This window comes from Martinezella hainanensis, assembly GCF_900094555.1.
Lineage (GTDB): Bacteria > Pseudomonadota > Alphaproteobacteria > Rhizobiales > Rhizobiaceae > Rhizobium > Rhizobium hainanense.
Genome location: NZ_FMAC01000014.1, coordinates 18,719 through 40,677 on the forward strand (window position 1 = coordinate 18,719; position 21,959 = coordinate 40,677).

Annotated in this window: 23 protein-coding genes; 7 read left to right on the forward strand and 16 right to left on the reverse strand. The window is 59.6% G+C overall.

The annotated features are described in order from the left end of the window. Nucleotides 1-57: 57 nt before the first annotated feature. The 9 genes from GA0061100_RS29250 to GA0061100_RS29290 all read right to left on the reverse strand — a co-directional run bounded on the left by GA0061100_RS29250 (nt 58) and on the right by GA0061100_RS29290 (nt 9,025). Nucleotides 58-1,035, reverse strand: a complete 978-nt coding sequence (locus GA0061100_RS29250; protein WP_075856370.1) for a type II secretion system F family protein — start codon at nt 1,033-1,035, stop codon at nt 58-60. Between the two features lie 21 nt (nt 1,036-1,056). Further along, nucleotides 1,057-2,064: a type II secretion system F family protein gene (locus GA0061100_RS29255; protein WP_075856371.1), complete on the reverse strand. Its 1,008-nt coding sequence runs from the start codon at nt 2,062-2,064 to the stop codon at nt 1,057-1,059. A gap of 8 nt (nt 2,065-2,072) precedes the next feature. Further along, on the reverse strand, nt 2,073-3,557 hold the full coding sequence (locus tag GA0061100_RS29260; protein WP_075856372.1) for a TadA family conjugal transfer-associated ATPase: 1,485 nt from the start codon (nt 3,555-3,557) through the stop codon (nt 2,073-2,075). 79 nt (nt 3,558-3,636) lie between these two features. Then, complete coding sequence (locus GA0061100_RS29265) at nt 3,637-4,908, reverse strand: CpaE/TadZ family protein (RefSeq protein WP_075856373.1); 1,272 nt, start codon at nt 4,906-4,908, stop codon at nt 3,637-3,639. A gap of 37 nt (nt 4,909-4,945) precedes the next feature. Continuing rightward, entirely contained in the window at nt 4,946-5,683 is a 738-nt protein-coding gene (locus tag GA0061100_RS29270; protein WP_075856374.1) for a CpaD family pilus assembly protein, read from the reverse strand. Nucleotides 5,684-5,737: 54 nt separating this feature from the next. Next, a complete protein-coding gene (locus GA0061100_RS29275) occupies nt 5,738-7,243 on the reverse strand; it encodes a type II and III secretion system protein family protein (RefSeq protein ID WP_075856375.1) in 1,506 nt (501 codons plus the stop codon). A 14-nt stretch (nt 7,244-7,257) separates the two neighbouring features. After that, nucleotides 7,258-8,073 carry a Flp pilus assembly protein CpaB gene (gene cpaB, locus GA0061100_RS29280; protein ID WP_075856376.1) on the reverse strand — a complete coding sequence of 272 codons (816 nt, stop codon included), beginning with the start codon at nt 8,071-8,073 and terminating at the stop codon, nt 7,258-7,260. A 163-nt stretch (nt 8,074-8,236) separates the two neighbouring features. Further along, entirely contained in the window at nt 8,237-8,749 is a 513-nt protein-coding gene (locus GA0061100_RS29285; RefSeq protein WP_075856377.1) for an A24 family peptidase, read from the reverse strand. Between the two features lie 93 nt (nt 8,750-8,842). Next, the gene (locus GA0061100_RS29290) at nt 8,843-9,025 is read right to left on the reverse strand and encodes a Flp family type IVb pilin (protein WP_075856378.1); all 183 of its coding nucleotides are present in this window, start codon (nt 9,023-9,025) and stop codon (nt 8,843-8,845) included. 403 nt (nt 9,026-9,428) lie between these two features. Here GA0061100_RS29290 and GA0061100_RS29295 point away from each other — a divergent pair, with 403 nt between their 5' ends. The 7 genes from GA0061100_RS29295 to GA0061100_RS29325 all read left to right on the forward strand — a co-directional run bounded on the left by GA0061100_RS29295 (nt 9,429) and on the right by GA0061100_RS29325 (nt 14,946). Beyond that, complete coding sequence (locus tag GA0061100_RS29295) at nt 9,429-9,857, forward strand: pilus assembly protein N-terminal domain-containing protein (RefSeq protein WP_075856379.1); 429 nt, start codon at nt 9,429-9,431, stop codon at nt 9,855-9,857. Nucleotides 9,858-10,011: 154 nt separating this feature from the next. After that, nucleotides 10,012-10,632, forward strand: a complete 621-nt coding sequence (locus tag GA0061100_RS29300) for a TadE/TadG family type IV pilus assembly protein (RefSeq protein ID WP_075856380.1) — start codon at nt 10,012-10,014, stop codon at nt 10,630-10,632. Nucleotides 10,633-10,646: 14 nt separating this feature from the next. Further along, on the forward strand, nt 10,647-11,219 hold the full coding sequence (locus GA0061100_RS29305; protein ID WP_075856479.1) for a TadE/TadG family type IV pilus assembly protein: 573 nt from the start codon (nt 10,647-10,649) through the stop codon (nt 11,217-11,219). 138 nt (nt 11,220-11,357) lie between these two features. Then, nucleotides 11,358-12,578: a phosphopentomutase gene (locus tag GA0061100_RS29310; RefSeq protein WP_075856381.1), complete on the forward strand. Its 1,221-nt coding sequence runs from the start codon at nt 11,358-11,360 to the stop codon at nt 12,576-12,578. Beyond that, entirely contained in the window at nt 12,575-13,543 is a 969-nt protein-coding gene (locus GA0061100_RS29315) for an adenosine deaminase (RefSeq protein ID WP_075856382.1), read from the forward strand. Before GA0061100_RS29310 ends, GA0061100_RS29315 begins: the two co-directional genes overlap by 4 nt. Nucleotides 13,544-13,664: 121 nt before the next feature. Further along, the gene (gene upp, locus GA0061100_RS29320; RefSeq protein WP_015338410.1) at nt 13,665-14,294 is read left to right on the forward strand and encodes a uracil phosphoribosyltransferase; all 630 of its coding nucleotides are present in this window, start codon (nt 13,665-13,667) and stop codon (nt 14,292-14,294) included. A gap of 127 nt (nt 14,295-14,421) precedes the next feature. Beyond that, complete coding sequence (locus GA0061100_RS29325; RefSeq protein ID WP_075856383.1) at nt 14,422-14,946, forward strand: TIGR02281 family clan AA aspartic protease; 525 nt, start codon at nt 14,422-14,424, stop codon at nt 14,944-14,946. A gap of 52 nt (nt 14,947-14,998) precedes the next feature. On the opposite strand, the gene deoA is transcribed toward GA0061100_RS29325, so the two are convergent. From deoA to GA0061100_RS29360, 7 genes are read right to left on the reverse strand one after another with little or no spacing between them, the layout of a single operon-like run. Continuing rightward, complete coding sequence (gene deoA / locus GA0061100_RS29330; protein ID WP_075856384.1) at nt 14,999-16,306, reverse strand: thymidine phosphorylase; 1,308 nt, start codon at nt 16,304-16,306, stop codon at nt 14,999-15,001. Nucleotides 16,307-16,309: 3 nt separating this feature from the next. Then, on the reverse strand, nt 16,310-17,083 hold the full coding sequence (gene deoC / locus GA0061100_RS29335) for a deoxyribose-phosphate aldolase (protein WP_075856385.1): 774 nt from the start codon (nt 17,081-17,083) through the stop codon (nt 16,310-16,312). Beyond that, a complete protein-coding gene (locus tag GA0061100_RS29340) occupies nt 17,080-17,886 on the reverse strand; it encodes a purine-nucleoside phosphorylase (protein WP_075856386.1) in 807 nt (268 codons plus the stop codon). The genes deoC and GA0061100_RS29340 overlap by 4 nt, the downstream gene beginning before the upstream one ends. Beyond that, nucleotides 17,883-18,275 carry a cytidine deaminase gene (locus GA0061100_RS29345; RefSeq protein WP_075856387.1) on the reverse strand — a complete coding sequence of 131 codons (393 nt, stop codon included), beginning with the start codon at nt 18,273-18,275 and terminating at the stop codon, nt 17,883-17,885. The genes GA0061100_RS29340 and GA0061100_RS29345 overlap by 4 nt, the downstream gene beginning before the upstream one ends. A gap of 3 nt (nt 18,276-18,278) precedes the next feature. Continuing rightward, nucleotides 18,279-19,250, reverse strand: coding sequence for an ABC transporter permease (locus GA0061100_RS29350; RefSeq protein WP_075856388.1), 972 nt, complete (start codon nt 19,248-19,250; stop codon nt 18,279-18,281). A gap of 10 nt (nt 19,251-19,260) precedes the next feature. Beyond that, nucleotides 19,261-20,364 carry an ABC transporter permease gene (locus tag GA0061100_RS29355; RefSeq protein WP_075856389.1) on the reverse strand — a complete coding sequence of 368 codons (1,104 nt, stop codon included), beginning with the start codon at nt 20,362-20,364 and terminating at the stop codon, nt 19,261-19,263. Between the two features lie 7 nt (nt 20,365-20,371). Continuing rightward, nucleotides 20,372-21,883 (reverse strand): ABC transporter ATP-binding protein, encoded by a 1,512-nt coding sequence (locus tag GA0061100_RS29360; RefSeq protein WP_075856390.1) that lies wholly within the window; start codon nt 21,881-21,883, stop codon nt 20,372-20,374. Nucleotides 21,884-21,959 lie beyond the last annotated feature (76 nt).

Below are 21,959 nucleotides of genomic sequence, written 5' to 3' on the forward strand. Positions count from 1 at the left end.
ATCGGCGACATTGCATGGAAGATAATCATGCCCGCATGCCGCGAGCAAGTCGGTGGCTCAGAATTTGTCCATTGCCTGAATGATCGCCGGGCCGAGAATGACCGCCATCAGGACCGGCAGGAAGAAGACGATCATCGGTACGGTGAGCTTTGGCGGCAGCGCAGCCGCCTTCTTTTCCGCCTCGTTCATGCGCTCGTCGCGGCCTTCCTGCGCCATGACGCGCAAAGCCTGCGAGAGCGGCGTGCCATAGCGTTCGGCCTGGATGAGCGCCTGCGTAACCGATTTGACGAGCTCGATCTGCGTACGGGCAGCGAGATTGTCAAAGGCGGTGCGGCGATCCTGCAGGAAGGAAAGCTCGGCCGTGGTCAGCACCATCTCCTCGGCGAGCGCCGGGGATTGCTCCGCCATTTCCTCGGACACGCGATGCATGCCAGCCTCGATGGATATGCCAGACTCCACGCAGATCAACATCAGGTCGAGAGCATCCGGCCAGGCGCGCTTGATCGATTTCTGGCGCTTGGTCACCAGATTGGAGATATAGATGTTCGGCGCGTAGAAGCCCAGATAGGCGAAACCGATGACACCAAGCAGACGGATCGGCAGGGGCTTTGCGGCAAACCAGCCGAGAACGAAGACAACGACGATCGCAACCGCCAGAAACAGGAAGGGCAGCAGGAATCGCGCCACCAGGAACATGTTGAGCGCATTTTCCGAGCGCAGGCCGGCAGACCGCAAGCGATTGACGGTATTGGCATCGACAAGCGCATTGCGCAGGTTGAACCGCTCGACGATCTGTCTGACGTTTCGATTGTTGTGGCTGCGTAGCGATGCCTTGCCACCATCGGCGCTGAGCCGCGCGCGCTCGCGGGCGCGAATCTGTTCGCGCTCCGTCGACACGGCCTTCATGCGCTTGCTGAGATCTCCGCGCTCCAGCAGCGGTATCGCGATCATATAGAAGGTCGCGAAGACGGCAATGGCGACCACAACGGCAAGAAGGGTGCCGGGATCGGTCAAATTGGCAGCCAGATCGGACATGGGCTACGCGGCTCCTTCCGCTCAGATCTCGAAATTGACCATGTTGCGCATGATGAAGATGCCGATCGACATCCAGATGGCGGCTGCAATCAAGATCAGATGGCCGCGCGGATCGGTGAACAGGATCAACATGTATTGCGGCGACGTCAGATAGACGAGCAGCATCACGATGAAGGGCAGAGCGCCGATGATGACGGCGGATGCCTTGGCCTCCATCGACAATGCCTTGACCTTTGCCTTCATCTTCTTGCGCTCGCGCAGCACCTTCGAGAGGTTGCCCAAAGCTTCCGACAGGTTACCGCCCGCCTGGGCCTGAATGGCGATGACGATCGAGAAGAAATTTACTTCCTGGAGCGGCATATGGTTTGAGATGCGTGCGCAGGCATCTGACATGCTAAGACCGACCTGCTGCGCTTCGACCACCCGCCGAAACTCCGTCTTGACCGGCTCCCGCGCCTCGCCAGCGACCAACCGCACTGCATCGTTGAGCGGCAGGCCCGAGCGAAGCGAGCGCGTGATGACATCAAGTGCGTTCGGAAACTCTTCGAGAAACTTGCTTTGCCGGCGCTTGATGAGGAAGCCGATGACCCAGCGCGGCAGGCCGAAGGCGGACGCAAAGAACATTCCCAAAATGACGAGAGGCGGCGCACCAACGATGAAAAAAACCAACATGACGAAAAGGCCGAAGAGCACGCTGAAGATGTAGAAGCGAGACGGCGTCAACGACAGGCCGGCCTGCGCCAGACGTGCCTTCAGCGACTGCTTCTTCTTCGTGTTTTCGGACTGACGCCGCTCCAGATCCTTCAGCGTATCCTGCACCGATTTGCGCCGTTTGGACATTTCCTGGACGCGATCACGCGCAGCCTTGACCTTGACGCGGTCGGTTTCGGCCTGCTTGACCCGGTTGACCCGGCCTTGCGCCTTCTTCTGTGTTTCGATCCGCGAATAGAGAATGCCGTAGCAGACCGCGGCGGCGGAAACCGCCGTCAGCAGGACAATCAACAGCACTATCGGATCGATACCAAACATCGTAAACCCTATTGCGCCTTCTGTTCCATCTCATCGAGGGCGGCTGCCAGGCGCCGTTCCTCGTTATAGTAGCGGGCACGATCCCAGAAATGCGGCTTGCCGATGCCGGTGGAGACGTGCCGTCCAATGAGCCGGCCGTTCGCATCTTCTCCCTCGATCTCGTAGCGCATCAGATCCTGGGTGATGATCACATCACCTTCCATGCCGATCACCTCGGTGATCTGGGTGATACGGCGCGAACCGTCACGCAGGCGGGCAGCCTGAATGACGACGTCGACGGAGCTGGAGATGATCTCACGCACCGTCTTGGCCGGCAGGCTGAAACCGCCCATGGCGATCATCGATTCCATGCGGCTCAGGCATTCGCGCGGCGTATTGGCGTGGATCGTGCCCATGGAACCGTCGTGACCCGTGTTCATTGCCTGCAACAGGTCGAAAACCTCAGGCCCGCGCACTTCGCCGACGATGATGCGTTCGGGGCGCATACGCAGGCAGTTCTTGACGAGATCGCGCATGGTGATCTCGCCCTCGCCCTCGATGTTGGGCGGGCGCGTTTCAAGACGCACGACATGCGGCTGCTGCAATTGCAGTTCGGCGGTGTCTTCGCAGGTGATAACGCGTTCGTCGCGGTCGATATAGTTGGTCAAGCAGTTCAGAAGCGTTGTCTTGCCCGAGCCCGTGCCGCCTGAAATGACGACGTTGCATCGCACGCGGCCGATGATCTGTAGCAGGGTCGCGCCTTCCGGCGTGATGGCGCCGAAGCGGACGAGCTGATCGAGCGTCAGCTTGTCCTTCTTGAACTTACGAATGGTGAGCGCCGGCCCGTCGATCGCCAGCGGCGGTGCGATGACGTTGACACGCGAACCGTCGGGCAGGCGCGCATCGCAGATGGGGCTGGATTCATCGACGCGGCGGCCGACCTGGCTGACGATGCGCTGGCAAATGGAAAGGAGCTGGGAATTGTCGCGAAAGCGGATTTCGGATTCGACGGTCTTGCCGCCGACTTCGATGAAGGTCTGGCCTGCACCGTTGACCATGATATCGGCGATGTCGTCACGGGCGAGCAGCGGCTCCAACGGGCCATAGCCAAGCACGTCGTTGCAGATATCCTCGAGCAGCTCCTCCTGCTCGGAGATCGACATCGCGAAATTCTTGATTGTGATGATATCGTTGACGATATCGCGAATTTCCTCGCGCGCGGCCTCGTTGCCGAGCTTGGAGAGCTGCGACAGGTCGATCGTATCGATGAGTGCGGAGAAGACCTGCGATTTCGTATCGTAATATTCTTCGGTACGCGCTGTGCGACGCCGGCTGGGCGTCTGCATCGACGGCGGAGCGACCTGCTGACGCGGCTGAGCGGCATCACGCGACGGCTCTATAAGCACGGCCGGCGCCGTTGGCCCACCTGCAGGAGTGGGAGCACGCGCCGGTGCCGGCGGAGGCATTGCGCCGCCGCTCTTTGCAGGACCTTCACTTCCGCGCTTGCCAAACATGTCTTCGATCCAATTCTACTGCTGCTGCATGGCCTTCATGAAAGATCGACCTTTCGAAAGTCTATGCGAAATCATAGGGTTACTTTCGCTTCAAAAGGCCAAGCAAACCGCCCTTTCTTGCCTTCTTCAAAGCAACACGCCCGGTGACGATGTGGGATATCTGCGAGAAGGTTTCCGCGATCGGCGACTTCGGATCAGTCTCGGAGATCATCTGCCCACTGTTGGCGGCATTGCCGAAAAGGTTGATGTCAAAAGGTATGATGGCGATCGGGTCCGTCTCCAACGGCGCGCAGAATTCCGCAGGATTGATCTCCGGGCGCTTCGGCATGCCGACCTGATTGAGAATGAGGTGCGGCGCCTTGTCGTTGGGCCGCAGCTTGCGCAGAGCATCGATCAGGTTCTTGGCGTTGCGCAGATTGGCGAGATCAGGCGCGGCGCAAATGACGACCTCGTCTACGGCGCCGAGCACCGAGCGTGTCCACTCCGTCCAGACGTGGGGCACATCGAGGACCGCCACCGGAGCGCTGCGCTGGAGAACGTCGAGCACCGGCAGGAAAGCCTGCCCTTCGAAATCATAGGCGCGGTCCAGCATCGAAGGGGCCGCCAGCAGCGACAGATGCTGCGAGCATTTGGTCAGCAACCGGTCGAGGAAGACTTCGTCGAGGCGCTCCGGCGCATAGACGGCTTCGGCAATCCCCTGGGCGGGGTCCTGGTCGAAATCGATATTGGCGGTGCCGTAGGGCAGATCGAGATCGGCAAGGATGGTTTCGGTCGAAAAGAGGCTGGAAATTCCGAAAGCACAATTATGGGCGATGGTGGATGCACCCACCCCGCCCTTGGCGCCGATGAAAGCAATGCTGCGGCCCAGAGGCTCGGCATCGGGATCGATGAAGATCGACGCCATCGCCGTCATCAGATCGACCATATCGGTCGGCTGCACGATATATTCGGAGATGCCGTTGCGGATGAGTTCGCGGTAAAGACCGATGTCGTTGTGATAGCCGACAATGATGACCTTGGTGCTCGGATCGCAGACCGCGGCGAGCGGCTCGAGTTCCGCCAGCAGGCCGCGTGGATTGGCGCGCGTCTCCAGAATGATCAGATTCGGGGTCGGCGCCGAGGCGAACATGTTCGCCGCAGCCGCAACGCCGCCGCTGGTGATCCGGAGGCTCACCCTGGACATGCGCCGATCGTTGGCGCACTGGTCCATCACCTGCTGCAGCTGCTCGCTTTCACAGAAGGCATGTATGGAAATACGCGGCAGCGGCCGCAAATTGTCGAGATTGCCCGCGCGCGCGACCTCCTCCGCTTCCGCGGGAGTCGAGCCGATATCGTATTCGATGGCGTTCATGATTTCATCCCGTTGCGCCGACGCGTGAGTCCCATGATCATTGGCTAGTGCCGCCGAAACCGCCGAGCGTAGCGGTACTCGTGGGAACCGAGCCGTTGCGGTAGTTGTCGATTACCTTGCTGCGCTGATCGGTATCGATCGGCGATACAGCCCTGGGTGAGATCAAATCCGTCGGATTGGCGACCTGCGCCGCCAGGTTACGCTGCGTCGCACAGCCGAAATTGTAGTAGTTCTGATTGTCGAAGGCATTGTCGGAAAGATCATTCGGCCATTGGCCGCAGCTGTTGGTAAGAGCCGTCGTGGCTGTGAAACGCAGGCGGATCGGAGCTGCATCGCCCGGGTCGCCGGCCCCATAGTAGCTGTCGACGATGCGGGCCGACGGGATGCCGTTCGCAACCAGCTCCCTGCGGATTTGCTGACGCAACGTAGATGCCGCCAACGAATTCATCGATCCCCTGGGTGCAAGGATTTCGACCGTACCACTCGCATGAGCTCGATAATCCTGGACAAATCCGCGGACGGTATCGCGCATTCCCGTCGTCAGACGACGGTCGCTGGCGGCAACCGGGATGTCGAGATTGTGTTCCTTCTCCGTCAACACGATCGGATGACGCTGCCGATAATCGTCGTTGATGGCGCTGGTCGTCATGCGATCACGTGAATCGGCGCAGCCGCTGATGGCGGCAGCCGTCAGGATCAGGACCGGTGCGATCAGAGCCAGCCGGGAGAAACGGGGCCGGCCGATGCGAGGCGCATTACGTTCGGGGCTGGCCATTTTTAGATCTCTCGTTAATCCGGTTGAAAAGGCGCGCTTCATGGTCGGTGTCCCTCACTTGTAGATGAAGCCGACAGTGCCGTGGAAATCGGCATCGGCGACCGGCGGCCCGTCCTTGCGGCCGTAGATCTTGTTGACACGATTCATGAAGAAGCCGCTGATATCGTTGCTCGGCGAGAAATTGTCGTCAGGGCGGGCAAGCTGGCTGCGGGCGACCGGACGCACCAGATAAGGTGTCGCGATGATGACCAGCTCGGTTTCGTCGCGCTGAAAGCTCTTCTGGCGGAACAGCGCGCCAAGGATTGGAATCTTCGAGGCACCCGGCGTACCGTTGGTGGTCTGCTGAATGGTATCGCTCAAGAGACCGGCCAAAGCGATCGAGCCGCCGGACGGCAACTCCACCGAAGTATCAGCGGCGCGCTGGTTGTAGGTTGCCGTGCCGGCGTTAGCCGTGCCAACCGGATTGGAAACCTGGGTCTGTACATGCAGGGCGATTCGTCCAGCGGACAACACAACAGGCGTGAAGGCCAAACTGATGCCATAGGTGAAGGGTGTGACCGTGACACTCCCGTCCTTGTTCGTGACGGCGTATAGGGTCTGGCCGCCCGAATTGAAGGTCGCGGCCTGGCCGGAGATCGCCGTCAACGTCGGCTCAGCCAGCGTACGGACGGCGCCGGCCTGCTCAAGAGCATTGAGATAAGTACTGATACTGTATTTGCCGATGGCGGTTTTGAACAAGCTTGCAAGACCACCGCCGCCGGTTGCCGCCGTCCCATCCGAGACAGGACTGCCGAGTTGGGCGACCGACAGGCCAGAGGAGTTGCTGACAAGGTTGTCGAAGCCGATCTGTTTCAGCACGCTGCGCTTGATTTCGGCGACGGTCACCTTGAGCGTTACCTGATCTTCGCCTTCGATCTGCAACATGTTGACGATCTGTGACGTCTGCCGCGCTTCGGCGAAGATGGCGACCGCATTGTTGTCGCCGCTGCCCGAGGCAGTCTGGTTTCTGGTCGTCGCTTCGCCGCCTTTGAGGAAAGCCTGTGCAAGCTGCTCGGCGCGTGTCGCATCCTGCGGCGTACGCACCGTACCGGTCATGACGATGTTGTCGGAAACGATCTCGACGTTGATATCGGAGTCCGGAATGAAGCGCTTGAGATTGGCCTGCAGGCCGGCAATGTCGCGCTCGATCTGGAGATCGAGGCTGACGATCTCCTTGCCGTCGGCGCCGAAGATGAAGATGTTGGTCTGGCCGACCGTCTTGCCGAAAAGATAGATGCGACGCGACGTGCGTGTCACCGCATCCGCCATCTTGGGATCGGAGACAAGGATGTCGTGGGCATCGGCCGGCAGATCGACGACGAGCGCCTTGTTGAGACCAAGCTTCAATGTGCGCTTCGTGCCAAGGCCGGCTATCGTGACGATGCTGTCCGAGCCGCCCGCAAAAGCGGTGGGCGTGCGCAGAAAGGCCGGGACATCTGCCAAGGGCAGGCCGGCGAAGGCAACCGAGAAGGAGAGGCTCACGGCAAGGGGGAGGCTGGCTTTCTTGCTTGTCTTTAACATGGTCTCGCCCCTTCTCACTGCGGTTTCGGCCCGCTTGGGCCGTCGGTCACGATCGCTCCCGATTTGATGACCTGGATCATGCTGCCGCCATTGTCGCCGGCCAGCAAATAGTCGGCCGCTGTCGTATCGGGCTGCTGCGCGTCAGCAACGGAGCGCAATGCCAGTGTGAGGCGATCGGCCATCTGATGCGCGACGGCCAGGACCTTCGTCTGGTCCGGCGTCAGCTCCAGCGTCGCCGTTGCGCCGACGACGGCCTTGCTTCCGTCCTGCTTTTCCTCGATCTGCTGATCGACAGCCAGCACGCGAACGTTGCTGAGCACGGTTTCGGTGACAAGTTGCTGCTGCGAACCCTTGCGCACCATGATGACATCGACACGGTCATTCGGAAGGATGAAACCGCCCGCGCCGGTAGCGACGGAAATCTCGGTGGCGACGGCCCGCTTGCCTGCCGGCAGCAATGAGGAAAGGATACGGCTGTTGGAATCGGCGACCTTTTCCTCGCGGATCGGCTCACCCTCGAATATGGGTAGGCGAACAACCGCGCCGGTCATATCCTTCAGCGCACCGGGCCGCTCGCGTTCGGTGATTAAGCCTTTGACGATGCCGCTTTCCGGCCAGGGCATCCAATGGATCGATTGCTCATTCAGACGCGAACCGACCGGCAGATTGGCACCGGCAACGAGGACATTGATCGTTGCCTCCTTCTCCACCACCGCCGCAATCTGCTGGGGAACGATATCGCGCGAACCAGCCAGACGCATCGCGAGCAGACCGGCCATCCCGGCCGCGACGGCTGCCACTGCGAGTATCATTATGCGAGCGGGTTTCATGGTCATTCCTTGAGGAACAGGATTCTTCGCCCTGCAGAATGACCGGCAATTGGTGTAATTATGGTTAATGGGAGGTTACATTTATTGTTACTTAACCATGATTACTTGATGTATATTAGAAAATATATATGTTTGAGTTTAATTTTACTCGATAGGTTCCGGCTCAAGACATGGTGTGCGTCGCCGCGATCAAAAGCGGGGAAGAGGGAAAGGCCATAATGCCGCCGATGGCGATGGCAATGCCGTAGGGGATTTTTTTTGCAACCAACAATGAATTCGGCAATGGAAGCCCGATTGCCATGATGCTCGTCGCTTGCGAGCGAAGCAGAACGATCAGAAACGTGACCATGCCGCCGATAAACGCGACATAGGCGAGGAATTCCACCAGTGACGCATCAAAGCCGAACCAAAGTGTTGCAGCAGCTAAAAGCTTCGCGTCGCCTCCGCCCATCACATTTAATGCGAAAAGGGCAAAGCAGGCCAGGAAGACGGCTATGGCGCCGACGAAATGCATGCCGATCTCTACGAACGGCAGGCCGAAAACCGGCGCGAGCACCAGAAATGCGAGTGCAAGTACCAAAGAAACACGATTGGGTATCGTCATGGTTAGCAGATCAGAGATCGCTGCGATCGACATGCAAAGTGGAAAAATTAGCAATGTCGCGACTTCAAGCATGACGTTGTTCCAATTTCTCGTACCAGAAGATAAAACCGCCCATTTTACTGGGCGGTTTCCGGGATAAACATACCGTGTCGGTAGTTTTTCCGATCAGTGCGCGACCGAAGCAGTGTTCATCTTGGTCGAGATATTCTGGAAGGTCGTGCTCAGCGTGTTACCCAGGGTGGTTGCACCGGTGATGATGGCAACCGAGATCAGAGCAGCGATCAGGCCGTATTCAATTGCGGTTGCGCCCGACTCATCCTTCAGGAAGCGCGAAAAAAGCTTGGACATTAATTTAACTCCACTTTGTTGACAGCACGTCCGCCAACTGTTGCCGTTGATCGGATGAGTTGCACGGTAGCTTCCCGCCGTTTCCATCGCTTTAAAGAATTAGGTTAATGTGCTGTAAATACAGAGGCGAAAATAGAATAGTTAATGTGATATCCATGTTATTCCGTACGTTTTTAAAGAAAATCTTTAGCTGAATAGAAATTATTAGATGTATGAATATTAGCGCGATATACGATTTGGGTCGAAACAATACATGATCTGCGCAATCAGGTGGCGATGAAGGTCTGCGTGGGACACCTGCACCATAATTGCATGGTGGTGGACGACCTTAATCGTTCATTCACCATTCTTTCTCATTCTATCCAGAAATTCTTTCCACTATCGCTTTCCAAGAGGCCAAATCATGCCAATCGGCGGCAGAACAGCATTCCTTGCCGGCATTGTCGCCATGGCCGGCATGATGCCGCAGCTTTCACACGCTGCCGGAGAAAGCATGCTGCGCGTCTATATGGATCACGCGCGCGTATTGAAGCTTGATCGCCCCGTCAGCAAGGTCATCGTCGGCAATTCGCAAGTCGCCGACGCGACGGTCGCCGATCCGAAAACCATTGTGCTGACCGGCCGCAGCTTCGGCACGACAAACATCATCCTGCTCGATGCCGACGGCAATGCCATCGTGGACGAGCAGATTCTTGTGTCGATCGACGAAGGCAATACAGTGCGCGTTTTCCGCCAGACGGATCGCGCCGTACTGTCGTGCACGCCCAATTGCGAACAGCATGCCCAGCAGAATAATACGACAACGACCCCAACGGCTGCTGCCGGACAATAACTACATTCGATAACGCGAATATTCTAAAGTACTTTCAAAGAATTGGGCAGCAAACGATAATCCTAGTTTCCTCTAAATATGAAGAGAGAAGAGAAACGGATTATCAAGGAAGCAATTCTAGTGTCGTCCGCGTGTAAATCGCTGCGGACTTCCCATGACGCCAGACAATATCCTTCACGCGAATACAGGCCCTGTGCGGCGAAGTGCCCGCGGCAGCTTGCGTGAATTCGTGCGCTCTCGGGACGGGACAGCAGCAATCGAATTTGCCTTGCTTGCAATCCCCTATTTTCTGATTGTCTTTGCGATCATCGAAACCTTCGTCGCCTTTACTGCGGAACAGGTCGTTTCAAACGCTGTCGATACTCTCGCGCGCCAGATCAGGACGGGCCAGATTACAGCAGCCAACACGACTTCACAGCAATTCCGGCAGTCATTCTGCAACGAGATTGCCGTACTGATCACCTGCTCGTCGACTGAAGTCGCAACACCGGCGAACCTCTACCTCGATGTGGAGAGCTATTCGAGTTTCGCGTCCATGCCGACGACGATCCCGCGCAAGTCGTCGACCGATCCTTATTCCGATCTCAGCACCACCGGGTTCACTTTTACGCCCGGCGGCGCCAAGTCGCTGAACATGGTGCGCGCCTATTATCGCTGGCAGATCATAACGGATCTGCTGCGCCCCTATCTCACCAACGTGCATCCAACCGACGGCTCGGCGTCAGTCTATCTCATCGTCGCAACCGCGGCCTTTCAGAACGAGAATTATCCGTGAGCGGCCTCAAGAGCATGACCGGGAAAGAAAGTACGCGCGTCGGCATCCTGAGACGCTTCGCTCGTGACGAACGCGGTGTCGGCGCGATCGAATTCGCCATTCTTTTTCCCGTCCTGCTGATGCTCTATCTCGGTGCCTTCGAGCTTACCGTCGGCCTGAACGCCTCGAAACGTGCCAGCCGTTCTGCGGGTTCGATTGCGGACATCATCTCGCAGCAATCGTCGGTCACCAAGTCCGTGCTCGCGACGATGCCTTCCGTTGCCGGCGCGATCTTTGCGCCCTATAGCACGACCGGACTGACACTGAAGATCAGCGGCATTGCGATCGACACCACAGGCAAGGCGACCATCGCCTGGTCCTGGGCACAGGACGGAACCACGCCCTACACGGCTGGCTCGACCGTTACAGTGCCGGCCAACATGAATCAGGCGAGCACTTTCCTCGTCCGCAGCGAGCTTGCCCTTCCCTATCAGCTCATGAGCTTCGGCGCCAATTTCCTGCCAAGCGGCACCAGCCAGATCACCATCAGCCGGCAATATTACTACCGACAGCGCGTCGGCAATTCGATCAGCTGCAGCGATTGCTGAGAGCCCGATCGGCGAAACCGTAGCTGAAGCGCTGCTCCAAAACGGAAAATTGCCAAGTCGATGCCTCCGTTATATGGGTGACGTCCTATACCTCGGAAGACCTCCCCGGGGGACGACGACATTCTTATCGGGTGATCTATGGCGCGCGCCTTTCTCTTCGTTCTGGATTCTTTCGGTGTCGGCGGCGGCCCGGATGCGGCAAGCTATGGCGATGAGGGTGCCGATACGCTTGGCCATATCGCCGAGTTCTGCGCCGCCGGCGCTGCCGACCGCGACGGCCTGCGCCAAGGCCCTCTTACCCTGCCGGTCATGTCCGGCCTCGGTCTGCTGGAGATCGCCAAAGCGGCAACGGGCAGCTATCCCGCCGGCATGCCTTTGCCGGAAAAGCTATATGGCCTTTATGGCTGTGCGAACGAAACCTCCCGCGGCAAGGATACGCCGTCGGGTCATTGGGAGATCGCCGGCACGCCCGTTATGTTCGACTGGGGTTACTTTCCGGCCGAGGGTGATGCCTTCCCGCCGGAGCTGGTGAAGGCGATCTGCGAGGCAGCCGATTTGCCCGGCATTCTCGGCAATTGCCATGCCTCGGGCACGGATATCATTGCAAGATTGGGTGAAGAACACGTCCGCAGCGGCAAGCCCATCTGTTACACCTCGTCCGATTCCGTCTTCCAGATCGCCGCACACGAGCAGCATTTCGGCCTCGACCGGCTGATCGGCCTCTGCAAGATCGTGCGGACCCTTCTCGATTCCTACAATATCGGCCGCGTCATCGCCCGCCCCTTCATCGGCGAGACGGTGGCGACCTTCGAGCGCACCGGCAACCGCCGCGATTTCTCGGTGCTACCGCCGGAACCGACGCTTCTCGACCGCCTGGTCAAGGCCGAACGCACGGTGCATGCCGTCGGCAAGATCGGCGATATCTTTGCCCATCAGGGTATTTCCAGGGTCATCAAGGCCAATGGCAACATGGCGCTGATGGATGCGACGCTGAAGGCCATGGACGAAGCCGAGGATGGCGATCTGGTCTTCACCAATTTCGTCGATTTCGACATGCTCTATGGTCATCGCCGCGACGTGCCGGGCTATGCCGCAGCGCTCGAAGCCTTCGATGCGCGCCTGCCTGAGGTCCACAAGAAGCTGAAGGCGGGCGATCTCGTCATTCTGACAGCCGACCATGGGTGTGATCCCACGTGGCGCGGCACGGACCACACGCGCGAGCGCGTGCCCGTCATGGCTTACGGACCAGGCATTCGCTCCCGTTCTATCGGCGTCCGGCAGACCTATGCCGATATCGGTGAGACGGTCGCGAAACATTTGGGAATTGCGGCCGGGCCGCACGGGAGGAGTTTCCTTTGACATCGCATTTGAAGAAAGTGGAGCTGCACTGCCATCTGGAGGGCGCAGCCCCGCCGGCATTGACGCTGGCGCAGGCAGAGAAATACGGCGTCGATACCAGCGTCTTCCTGAAGGACGGCGTTTATCTCTGGAAAGATTTTGCCGAATTCCTCGTCTGCTACGACAAGGTTTCCGAGGTCTACCGCACCGAGGAAGACTATGCGCTGCTGACGGAAACCTATCTGGAAGAGCTTGCCGGCATTGGCACGATCTATAGCGAACTCATTGTCTCGCCCGACCATGGCGACCGCATCGGCCTCGGCGCCGACGCCTATATGGCGGGTGTTTCGGCTGGTATCCGTGCCGCCAAGGCAAGGACCGGCATCGAGGCCAGGCTGATCGTGACGGGCGAGCGCCACTTCGGCCCGGACCGCGTGGTGAAGGCGGCGGAATATGCCGCCAAGAGCGACAATCCGCTGATAACAGGCTTCAACATGGCCGGCGAAGAGCGCATGGGCCGCGTTGCCGATTATGCCCGCGCCTTCGACATCGCCCGGGAGGCCGGCCTCGGCATCACCATCCATGCCGGCGAGGTCTGCGGCGCCTTTTCCGTCGCCGATGCCGTCGAGCTGGTGCGCCCTGATCGTATCGGCCATGGCGTGCGCGCCATCGAGGATACGGATCTCGTCAAGCGCCTTGCCGATCTCGGCACCGTGCTGGAGGTCTGCCCTGGCTCCAACATCGCACTCAAGGTCTTCCCGGACTTCCACTCGCATCCGCTGCGCAAGCTGCGCGATGCCGGCGTAAAGGTCACGATCAATTCCGACGATCCGCCGTTCTTCCACACCTCACTGAAGCGCGAGTATGAGCTGGCCTCGACAGCCTTCGGCTTTAGCGACGACGAGATCAATGCGATGACGCGCACGGCAATCGAAGCGGCCTTTGTGGACGAGCCGACACGAGCAGCATTGCTTGCGAAGCTGTAAAACGAGGATTTTGGCCGCAGATTGGGGATGAAATCTGCCAAAGCGGCCTATTTTCTTGCACCAGAGGCGTTTTCCGTGGAAGAACCATCTCATATCACGGAATTACTGGAAGGCTGAAACCATGGACGGCGTCACTGTCATCGATCACCCGCTTGTGCAGCACAAGCTCACAATCATGCGCAAGAAGGACACGTCGACGGGCAGCTTCCGCCGGCTGCTGCGCGAGATCTCGACGCTGCTCTGTTACGAAGTGACGCGCGACCTCGAACTGACGATCGAGACCATCGAAACGCCGCTGCAGCCGATGGATGCGCCGATCCTCGAAGGCAAGAAGCTGGTCTTCGCCTCGATCCTGCGCGCCGGCAACGGCCTGCTGGAAGGCATGCTCGATCTCGTGCCCTCGGCCCGCGTCTCGCATATCGGCGTCTACCGCGATCACGAGACGCTGCAGCCGGTCGAATATTACTTCAAGGCGCCCGAGGATATCTCCGAACGCCTCATCATCGTCGTCGACCCGATGCTCGCGACCGGCAATTCCTCGATCGCCGCGATCGAAAAGCTGAAGGAGCGCGGCGCGCACAATATCCGCTTCCTCTGCCTGCTGGCTGCTCCCGAAGGCATCGCCAACTTCCGCAAGGCGCATCCGGACGTGCCGGTCTTTACCGCAGCCATCGACAGCCATCTGAACGAGAAGGGCTACATCGTGCCCGGCCTCGGCGACGCCGGCGACCGCATGTACGGCACCAAGTAACGTCCAGAATTATACTTTTTATCGAGCCCGGCAGTTATTCAACTGCCGGGCTTTTTATTGATTGCATTAGCGGCATTTCAGCAAAGCTGGCCTATAGATGGCATGGCCCGCTGGAGGGGCTTTGCCGATGCTCGTTCGCGTTCTTGTCTTTGCCGGTATTATTGCCGCTGCTGCGACCCAGGTGCCGATGCTGGTGAATAGCTATGGCGGGTACGCTGCAAAGCCTGCACCGGTCGAAGCGGTTTCGCTTGCACCGCCAAAGGTGGAGGCAGCTATTTCCTATGGCAGCGTTCAGCTGCGCGCCAATGCAGGCGGCCACTATGAGGGTGATTTCACCATCAACGGCCGGTCCGTACACGGGATGATCGATACCGGCGCAACCTATGTGGCGATGAACGAGAGCACTGCGCGCAGTCTCGGTTTCAGCGGCGTCGATCTCGACTATCGCTACACGGTCCAAACCGCGAATGGCACTTCCAAAGTCGCCTACATCAAACTCGACCGTCTGGAGATCGGCACGATCCGGGTTCGCGATGTCGACGCCGTGGTGGCAAAGGACAGCGCACTAAGCACGACGCTGATCGGCATGAGCTTCATGAAGAAACTGAATTCCTATGGCGTGCAGAATGGCACCCTGCTTCTGAAGCAATAAGACGACGCATCTCACGCGACTGCCAAGCGGCCCTAACACTGCCGCCTTCAGATCAAATCCTGCTGACAATGACAGGTGAGAGAGCAGGCGCCGTATCCGCGATGCGATAGTTAGCCGACAAATCGGCCGTAGCCTTCCGCGCACTTGCCTCGTCCGCCGCATGAACGATGGCGATGCGGTCGCCCCTGCTGATCTTCGTGCCGAGCGGCAGAATATCGCTGAACCCGACGCGATGATCGATCTTGTCCTGCGGACGCCGGCGGCCACCACCGAGATCGATCACGCTCATGCCAATTCCGCGCGCATCGCAGGCACCGAGCCAGCCATCGGCGACGGCCAGAACCGGCTTCTGCACCGGCGCGCTCGCCAGATAGCGATCGGGATGTTCGAGCAGATCGACCGGCCCGCCGAGTGCATGCACCATGCGGCCGAAGATCTCTGCCGCCTTGCCGGAAGCCAAAGCCTCACGCGCCCTGCTCTCCGCCTCGGCGGCATTCGCGGCGATGCCGGCCTGAACCAGCATTTCGGATGCGAAGGCTAGAACGACTGTTTCGAGGCGTGTGCCTGCCTTGTTACCCTTCAGGAAGTCGAGGCAATTTTGAAGTTCGACCACGTTGCCGGCGGCATCGGCCAACGGCTCGTTCATGTCGGTGATCAGCGCCGAGGTCTTGACCCCGCCGCCATTGGCTACCTCTACCAGCGAACGCGCCAACATTTCAGCTTCCTCCAACGACGTCATGAAGGCGCCGCTGCCGATCTTCACGTCCAGCACCAACGTTTCCAGCCCTGCGGCCAGCTTCTTCGACAGGATGGAGGCAGTAATCAAGGGTACGGAGTCAACCGTCGCAGTCACATCACGAACCGCATAGAGCTTACCATCGGCGGGGGCCAGCGCGCCGGTCTGGCCGATAATGGCGCAACCGATCTCGTCGACCACCTTGCGGAACCGTGCCGCATCCGGCGTAATTCCATAGCCGGGAATGGATTCCAGCTTATCGAGCGTGCCGCCGGTGTGGCCGAGACCACGGCCCGAGATCATCGGCACGGCGAGACCGCAGGCGGCTGCGATCGGCGCCAGCATCAGCGAGACATTGTCGCCGACGCCGCCCGTCGAATGCTTGTCGGCGATCGGCTTGTCTATCCTCTTCCAGGACAAAATATCGCCAGAGCGGGCCATGGCGAGCGTCAGGGCCACGGTCTCCTCCCGTGTCATGCCGCGAAACCAGACGGCCATGGCAAAGGCGCCGATCTGGCTTTCAGCCAGTTCGCCACGGCCCAATGCGCCGATAAATGCATCGATATCGGCGGCCGAAAGGATCGCGCCGTTACGCTTCTGCCGGATGATCTCCTGCGGGATCATGGGTCAGTAGCCTGAAGACGCCGTCTTGGACTCGCCGCCGGCCAATACGTTCAGAATGTCGTCGAGCAGGCTCGAGGCACCGAAACGGAAGGTCGAGGGCATGGCCCAGTCGGGCGCCATGATGGTCTCGGCAAGGCTCAGATAAAGAGCCGCATCGGAAACAGACCCGATGCCGCCGGCGGGCTTGAAGCCGACCTTGCGGCCACTGGCGCGGATCGCCCGCAGCATGATGTCGGCAGCCTCGAGCGTCGCGTTGACGGCGACCTTGCCCGTAGAGGTCTTGATGAAATCGGAGCCGGCGTCGATCGCAAGTTCCGACGCACGCCGGATCAGCGTGGTATCCTTGAGCTCACCGGTTTCGAGGATGGTCTTCAGGAGAACCGTGCCTGTGCATTCAGCGCGGATGGCCGCGACCATATCGGTGACTGCCTGCTCGTTGCCGGCCAGAAAGGTGCGATAGGGAATGACGAGATCTATCTCGTCGGCGCCGTCGGCAATGGCTTCACGCGCTTCGGCAGCGACATCGGCCACCTCCATGTCGCCGCCTGGGAAGTTCACCACGGTCGCGATCTGCACGGCGTGATCGGCACCGAGAATGCCGCGCGCCTGGGCGACGAAACGCGGCCAGATACAGATGGCGGCGGTATTGCCATAGGGCGATTGCGCGCGGGCGCACAGCGCCTCGATCTGAGCCGGCGTGCAGTCGTCCTTGAGATTGGTCAGGTCGAGAAGGGAAAGCGCAACAGCTGCCGTTTCTCTCAGGGAATGGCCCGTCATTCTGGGTCTCCTTCGTCCGCGATCATTTCTTTCAGGATAGCGGCGAGGCGTGCGCCGCCGACCGGAGCCATGTCCTTCGTCTCGTCATGCGAGAGCTCGCCACCGGTCATGCCAGCACCATAGTTAGTGATGACGGAAGCAGCGGCAACCCTTAAACCGAAAAGCCGCGCCAGGATGACTTCCGGCACCGTCGACATGCCGACGGCATCGGCGCCCAGGATTCGCGCCATGCGGATCTCTGCCGGCGTTTCGAAGCTCGGGCCGGAAAACCACATATAGACGCCGTGTGACAGCTTGATCTCGGCCTTTTCCGCCGCCTTGCGCATGCGCATGATCAGATCGATGTCATAGGCGCTCGTCATGCCGACGAAGCGCCTGTCGCTTTCCTCGCCGATCAGCGGGTTCATGCCGGAATAGTTGATATGATCGGTGATCTGCATCACCGAGCCCGGGGCCATCTCTTCTCGCAGCGATCCGGCCGAGTTCGTCAGGATCAGCGTGTCGACGCCGAGAGCCTTCAGGGTCTCGATCGGCTCGCGCATGGCATTGGCGTCGCCCTTTTCGTAATAATGCACCCGGCCGGACAACATGATGACCGGGACATCGCCGAGCTTGCCTGCGACCAGCGTGCCGGCATGGCCGGAAACCGCGCTGACCGGGAAGCCGGGCAGATCGGTATAGGGAATACGCAGGGCATCTTTGACCTCGTCCACGAGAGAGCCGAGGCCGGAACCCAGGATGATACCGTAGCGCGGCTTCAGTTCGCCGAGCTTCTCGGTGAGGATATCGACGGCCGCGCTCATCCGAGCACCTCCGTTTCGAAGCTGAATGGCAGCATCTCGTCCATGGTCATGGTCTTCTTCACGCCGGTTTCGTCGCAAAGATAGATCCGCGTTCCCTTATCTGCAAATTCGGCGATCTTCTGCCGACAGCCGCCGCAAGGCGGGCAAAGCGGCAGCTTCTCGGCGATGACGGCCATTTCGACGATCTTCTTGGCGCCGGCCATGATCATGTGGCTGATCGCAGTCGGTTCGGCGCACCAGCCCTGCGGGAAGGACAGGTTCTCGATATTGGCGCCGGTGTATATCTTGCCGTCCTCGGCACGGATCGCCGCGCCGACCGGAAATTTCGAATAGGGAGCATGGGCAAAGGCCATCGCGCCGCGAGCGGCCTCGAACAGATCATGCGACATGGTTTAGCGCTCCTTGGTATAGGGCACGCCACCGGCCTTCGGGGGCTTGGCGACACCGATAAAGCCTGCAAGCAGGATGCAGGTGAGGATATAGGGCAGCGCCTGGAAAATCTGTACCGGCACCTCGCCAATGCCCGGAACCGACTTGCCCTGCATGAAATTGGCGAAGGCATCGAGGAAGCCGAAGAGAAGGCAGGTGAACATGACCGGCACAGGCTTCCACTTGGCGAAGATCAGTGCGGCGAGAGCGATATAGCCCTTGCCTGCCGACATGTTGTTGATGAAGGCTGCCGACTGGGCAATAGCGAGATAGGTGCCGGAGAAGCCGCAGAGGATACCGGCAACGATCAGCGAGCGATAGCGCAACCATTCGACCGAGATGCCGGCAGTATCGACGGCGCCGGGATTTTCACCGACGGCGCGCAACCGCAGACCGAAACGGGTTTGATAGAGAATCCACCAGGAAATCGGCACCGCCAGGAAGGCGAGATAGGTCAGGATATTGTTGCCGGAGATGACATTGGCGTAGAGCGGTCCGATGAACGGGACCTCGCGAATGGCATCAGCGCCCGGCAGAGTGATGCCGGAGAAGCGCGCGGTAGCAGGCAAAGTCGGCGTACGGCCACCCTGGCCGAACCAGGCCTGGCCGAGAACGATTGTCAGGCCGGCCATCAGGAAGTTGATCGCGACGCCCGAAACGATCTGATTGCCGCGGTTGGTGATCGATGCGAAACCATGCAGCAGACCGACGAGGACGGAGACAAGAACACCGGCGCCAAGGCCAGCCCAGGGCGAGCCGCTGATCGAGGCGACGCAAGCCGCAGCGAAGGCCGACGCCAGCATCTTGCCTTCGAGGCCGATATCGAAGATGCCGGCGCGCTCGGAAAACAGGCCTGCCAGCGCGGTGAAGATCAGCGGAATCGACAGACGGATGGTCGAGCCCAATATGCTGATGAGAAGATCATAATAATCCATCGTCCGATCCTCACGTCCTGGCGAATGTCTGGTAGATGCGCACGAGCGCAGGTCGGAACATATATTCGAGCGCGCCGGCAAACAGGATGACGAGACCCTGGATCACCACGATCATGTCGCGCGTGATGTTCGGCATGTCGAAGGAGAGCGCATCGCCGCCCTGATAGAGAATGCCGAACAGGATCGCCGCCAGGATGATGCCCAGCGGATGGTTGCGTCCCATCAGCGACACGGCGATACCGACAAAGCCCGCACCAAGCACGAATTCCACCTGCAGGCGCGCAGAAGCGCCCATGACGGGATTAAGCGCCATCATGCCGGCAAGACCGCCCGAAATCAGCATGGCGATAACGACCGTGCGAGCATAGGGAATGCCTGCATAAACAGCAGCGGTGGGGCTGAGGCCGAGCGTGCGCATCTCATAGCCGAGCTTGGTGCGCCAGACGAGCACCCAGACCAGGAAACACATGACGAGCGCGATCAGGAAGGACACGTTGAGCGGAGCGGCACCGATGGTCGAACCGAATATTTCCATCAGCCAATCAAGCTTGGGAAGCTGACCGCCCTCGAGGAAGGTACGGGTCTCAGGCGCCATCTTGCCGGGCACGATCAGCACATGCACCAGCAGGAAGTTCATCATCGCCGAGGCGATGAAGTTGAACATGATCGTCGTGATGACGACGTGGCTGCCGCGCTTGGCCTGAAGCCAGGCCGGAATGAAGGCCCAGAGCGCCCCGAAGATCGCAGCACCAATGACCGCAAACGGCATCGTCACATACCAGGGCACGTAGCGATCAAGCGTCAGCGCCACGAGGGCACAGCCGAGACCCCCGAGATAGGCCTGGCCTTCCGAGCCGATATTGAACAGACCGGCATGGATGGCGACGGCGACCGAAAGACCGGTGAAGATGAAGCTCGTGGCATAATAGAGGGTGAAGCCGATGCCTTCGCCGCTGCCCAGAGCGCCCTGCAACAGTAGCACGAGCGCATCGAGCGGGCTCTCGCCGATGAACCAGACGACGAGGCCGGAAATCAGGAAGGCAACAATCAGGTTGAGAAGGGGGATCAGGCCGTAGGTGATCCAGTTGGGGAGCGGAACGGAAGCCGTGCTCATATACGCCTCACGCGGCAATGCCGGCCATCATCAGGCCGAGTGTTTGTTCACCGGCCTCAGCCGACTTTTCACCGACGATGTGGCCGGCGAACATGACGAGGATGCGGTCCGAAAGCGCACGGATCTCATCCAGCTCCACCGAAACCAGCAGGATGGCCTTGCCGGCGTCTCGCATCTCGATGATGCGGCGATGGATGAATTCGATGGCGCCGATATCGACACCACGTGTTGGCTGACCGATCAGAAGGGCCTTCGGATCACGCTCGATTTCGCGGGCGACGACGATCTTCTGCTGGTTGCCGCCGGAGAAGTTTGCGGTTTTCAACCGCGCATTCGGCGGGCGGATATCGTATTTCTCGATCTTCTCGATCGCATCCTTGCGCATGGCATCGAGATCGAGCATGCCGCCACGCCCGTATTTACGGTCGCGATGATAGCCGAGCATGGAATTCTCATATTCCTCGAACTTGAGGACGAGGCCCATGTGATGGCGATCTTCGGGAATATGAGCAAGACCAAGGTCGCGAAGTGCGGCGGGATCGGCATTGCCGATCGGCTTGCCATGGAGCAGGATCTCACCCGAGGCCGGCTTGCGGATACCGGCGATGGCTTCCAGCAGTTCCGACTGGCCGTTGCCGGCAACACCGGCAATGCCGACGATCTCGCCGGCGCGGACATCGAAGGAGACGTTGTCGACCATGGTGACGCCACGGCCGTCCTTGACGGTGAGGTTGCGCACCGACAGCAGGATCTCGCCCGGATTGGGCGCACCCTTCTCCACGCGCAACAGCACGCGGCGGCCGACCATCAGCTCAGCCAGCTCCTCGACGGTGGTTTCCGCCGTCTTGCGGGTGGCAACCATCTCGCCACGGCGCATGACCGATACCGTGTCGGTGATCGCCATGATCTCGCGCAGCTTGTGGGTGATGAGGATGATCGTCTTGCCCTGGTCGCGCAGGACGCGAAGAATACGGAAGAGGTTGTCGGCTTCGGCAGGCGTCAGAACGCCGGTGGGTTCGTCGAGAATGAGAATCTCGGCGCCGCGATACATCGCCTTCAGGATCTCGACACGCTGCTGCTGGCCAACGGGAAGCTCTTCGATCAACGCATCCGGATCGACTTCCAGGCCATAATCCTTCTCCAGCCGGTTAAGCTCGGCACGCGCGGCCGCGACGCCCTTGGCGAGAAGCGCGCCGCCTTCGGCGCCCAGCATCACATTTTCAAGAACGGTGAAATTGTCGACCAGCATAAAATGCTGGTGCACCATGCCGATGCCGGCTGCGATGGCCGTCTGGCTGTCGCGGATGGCGATGGGATTGCCGTTGATGCGGATCTCACCGCTATCGGCCTGATAGAATCCGTAGATGATCGACATGAGAGTCGATTTCCCAGCACCGTTTTCGCCGATGATCCCGTGGATCGAGCCCTTGGCGACGGTGAGATTGATATCTTTATTGGCGTGGACAGCACCGAACTTCTTGTCGATGCCCACGAGTTCGATGGCAAAGGTTTGGTTCACTATAGGGGCTCCAGAAACCGGTTTCCGGATAAGAAAAGGGCGTATGACGTTTTTGCCTCGTCATACGCCCTTGTTT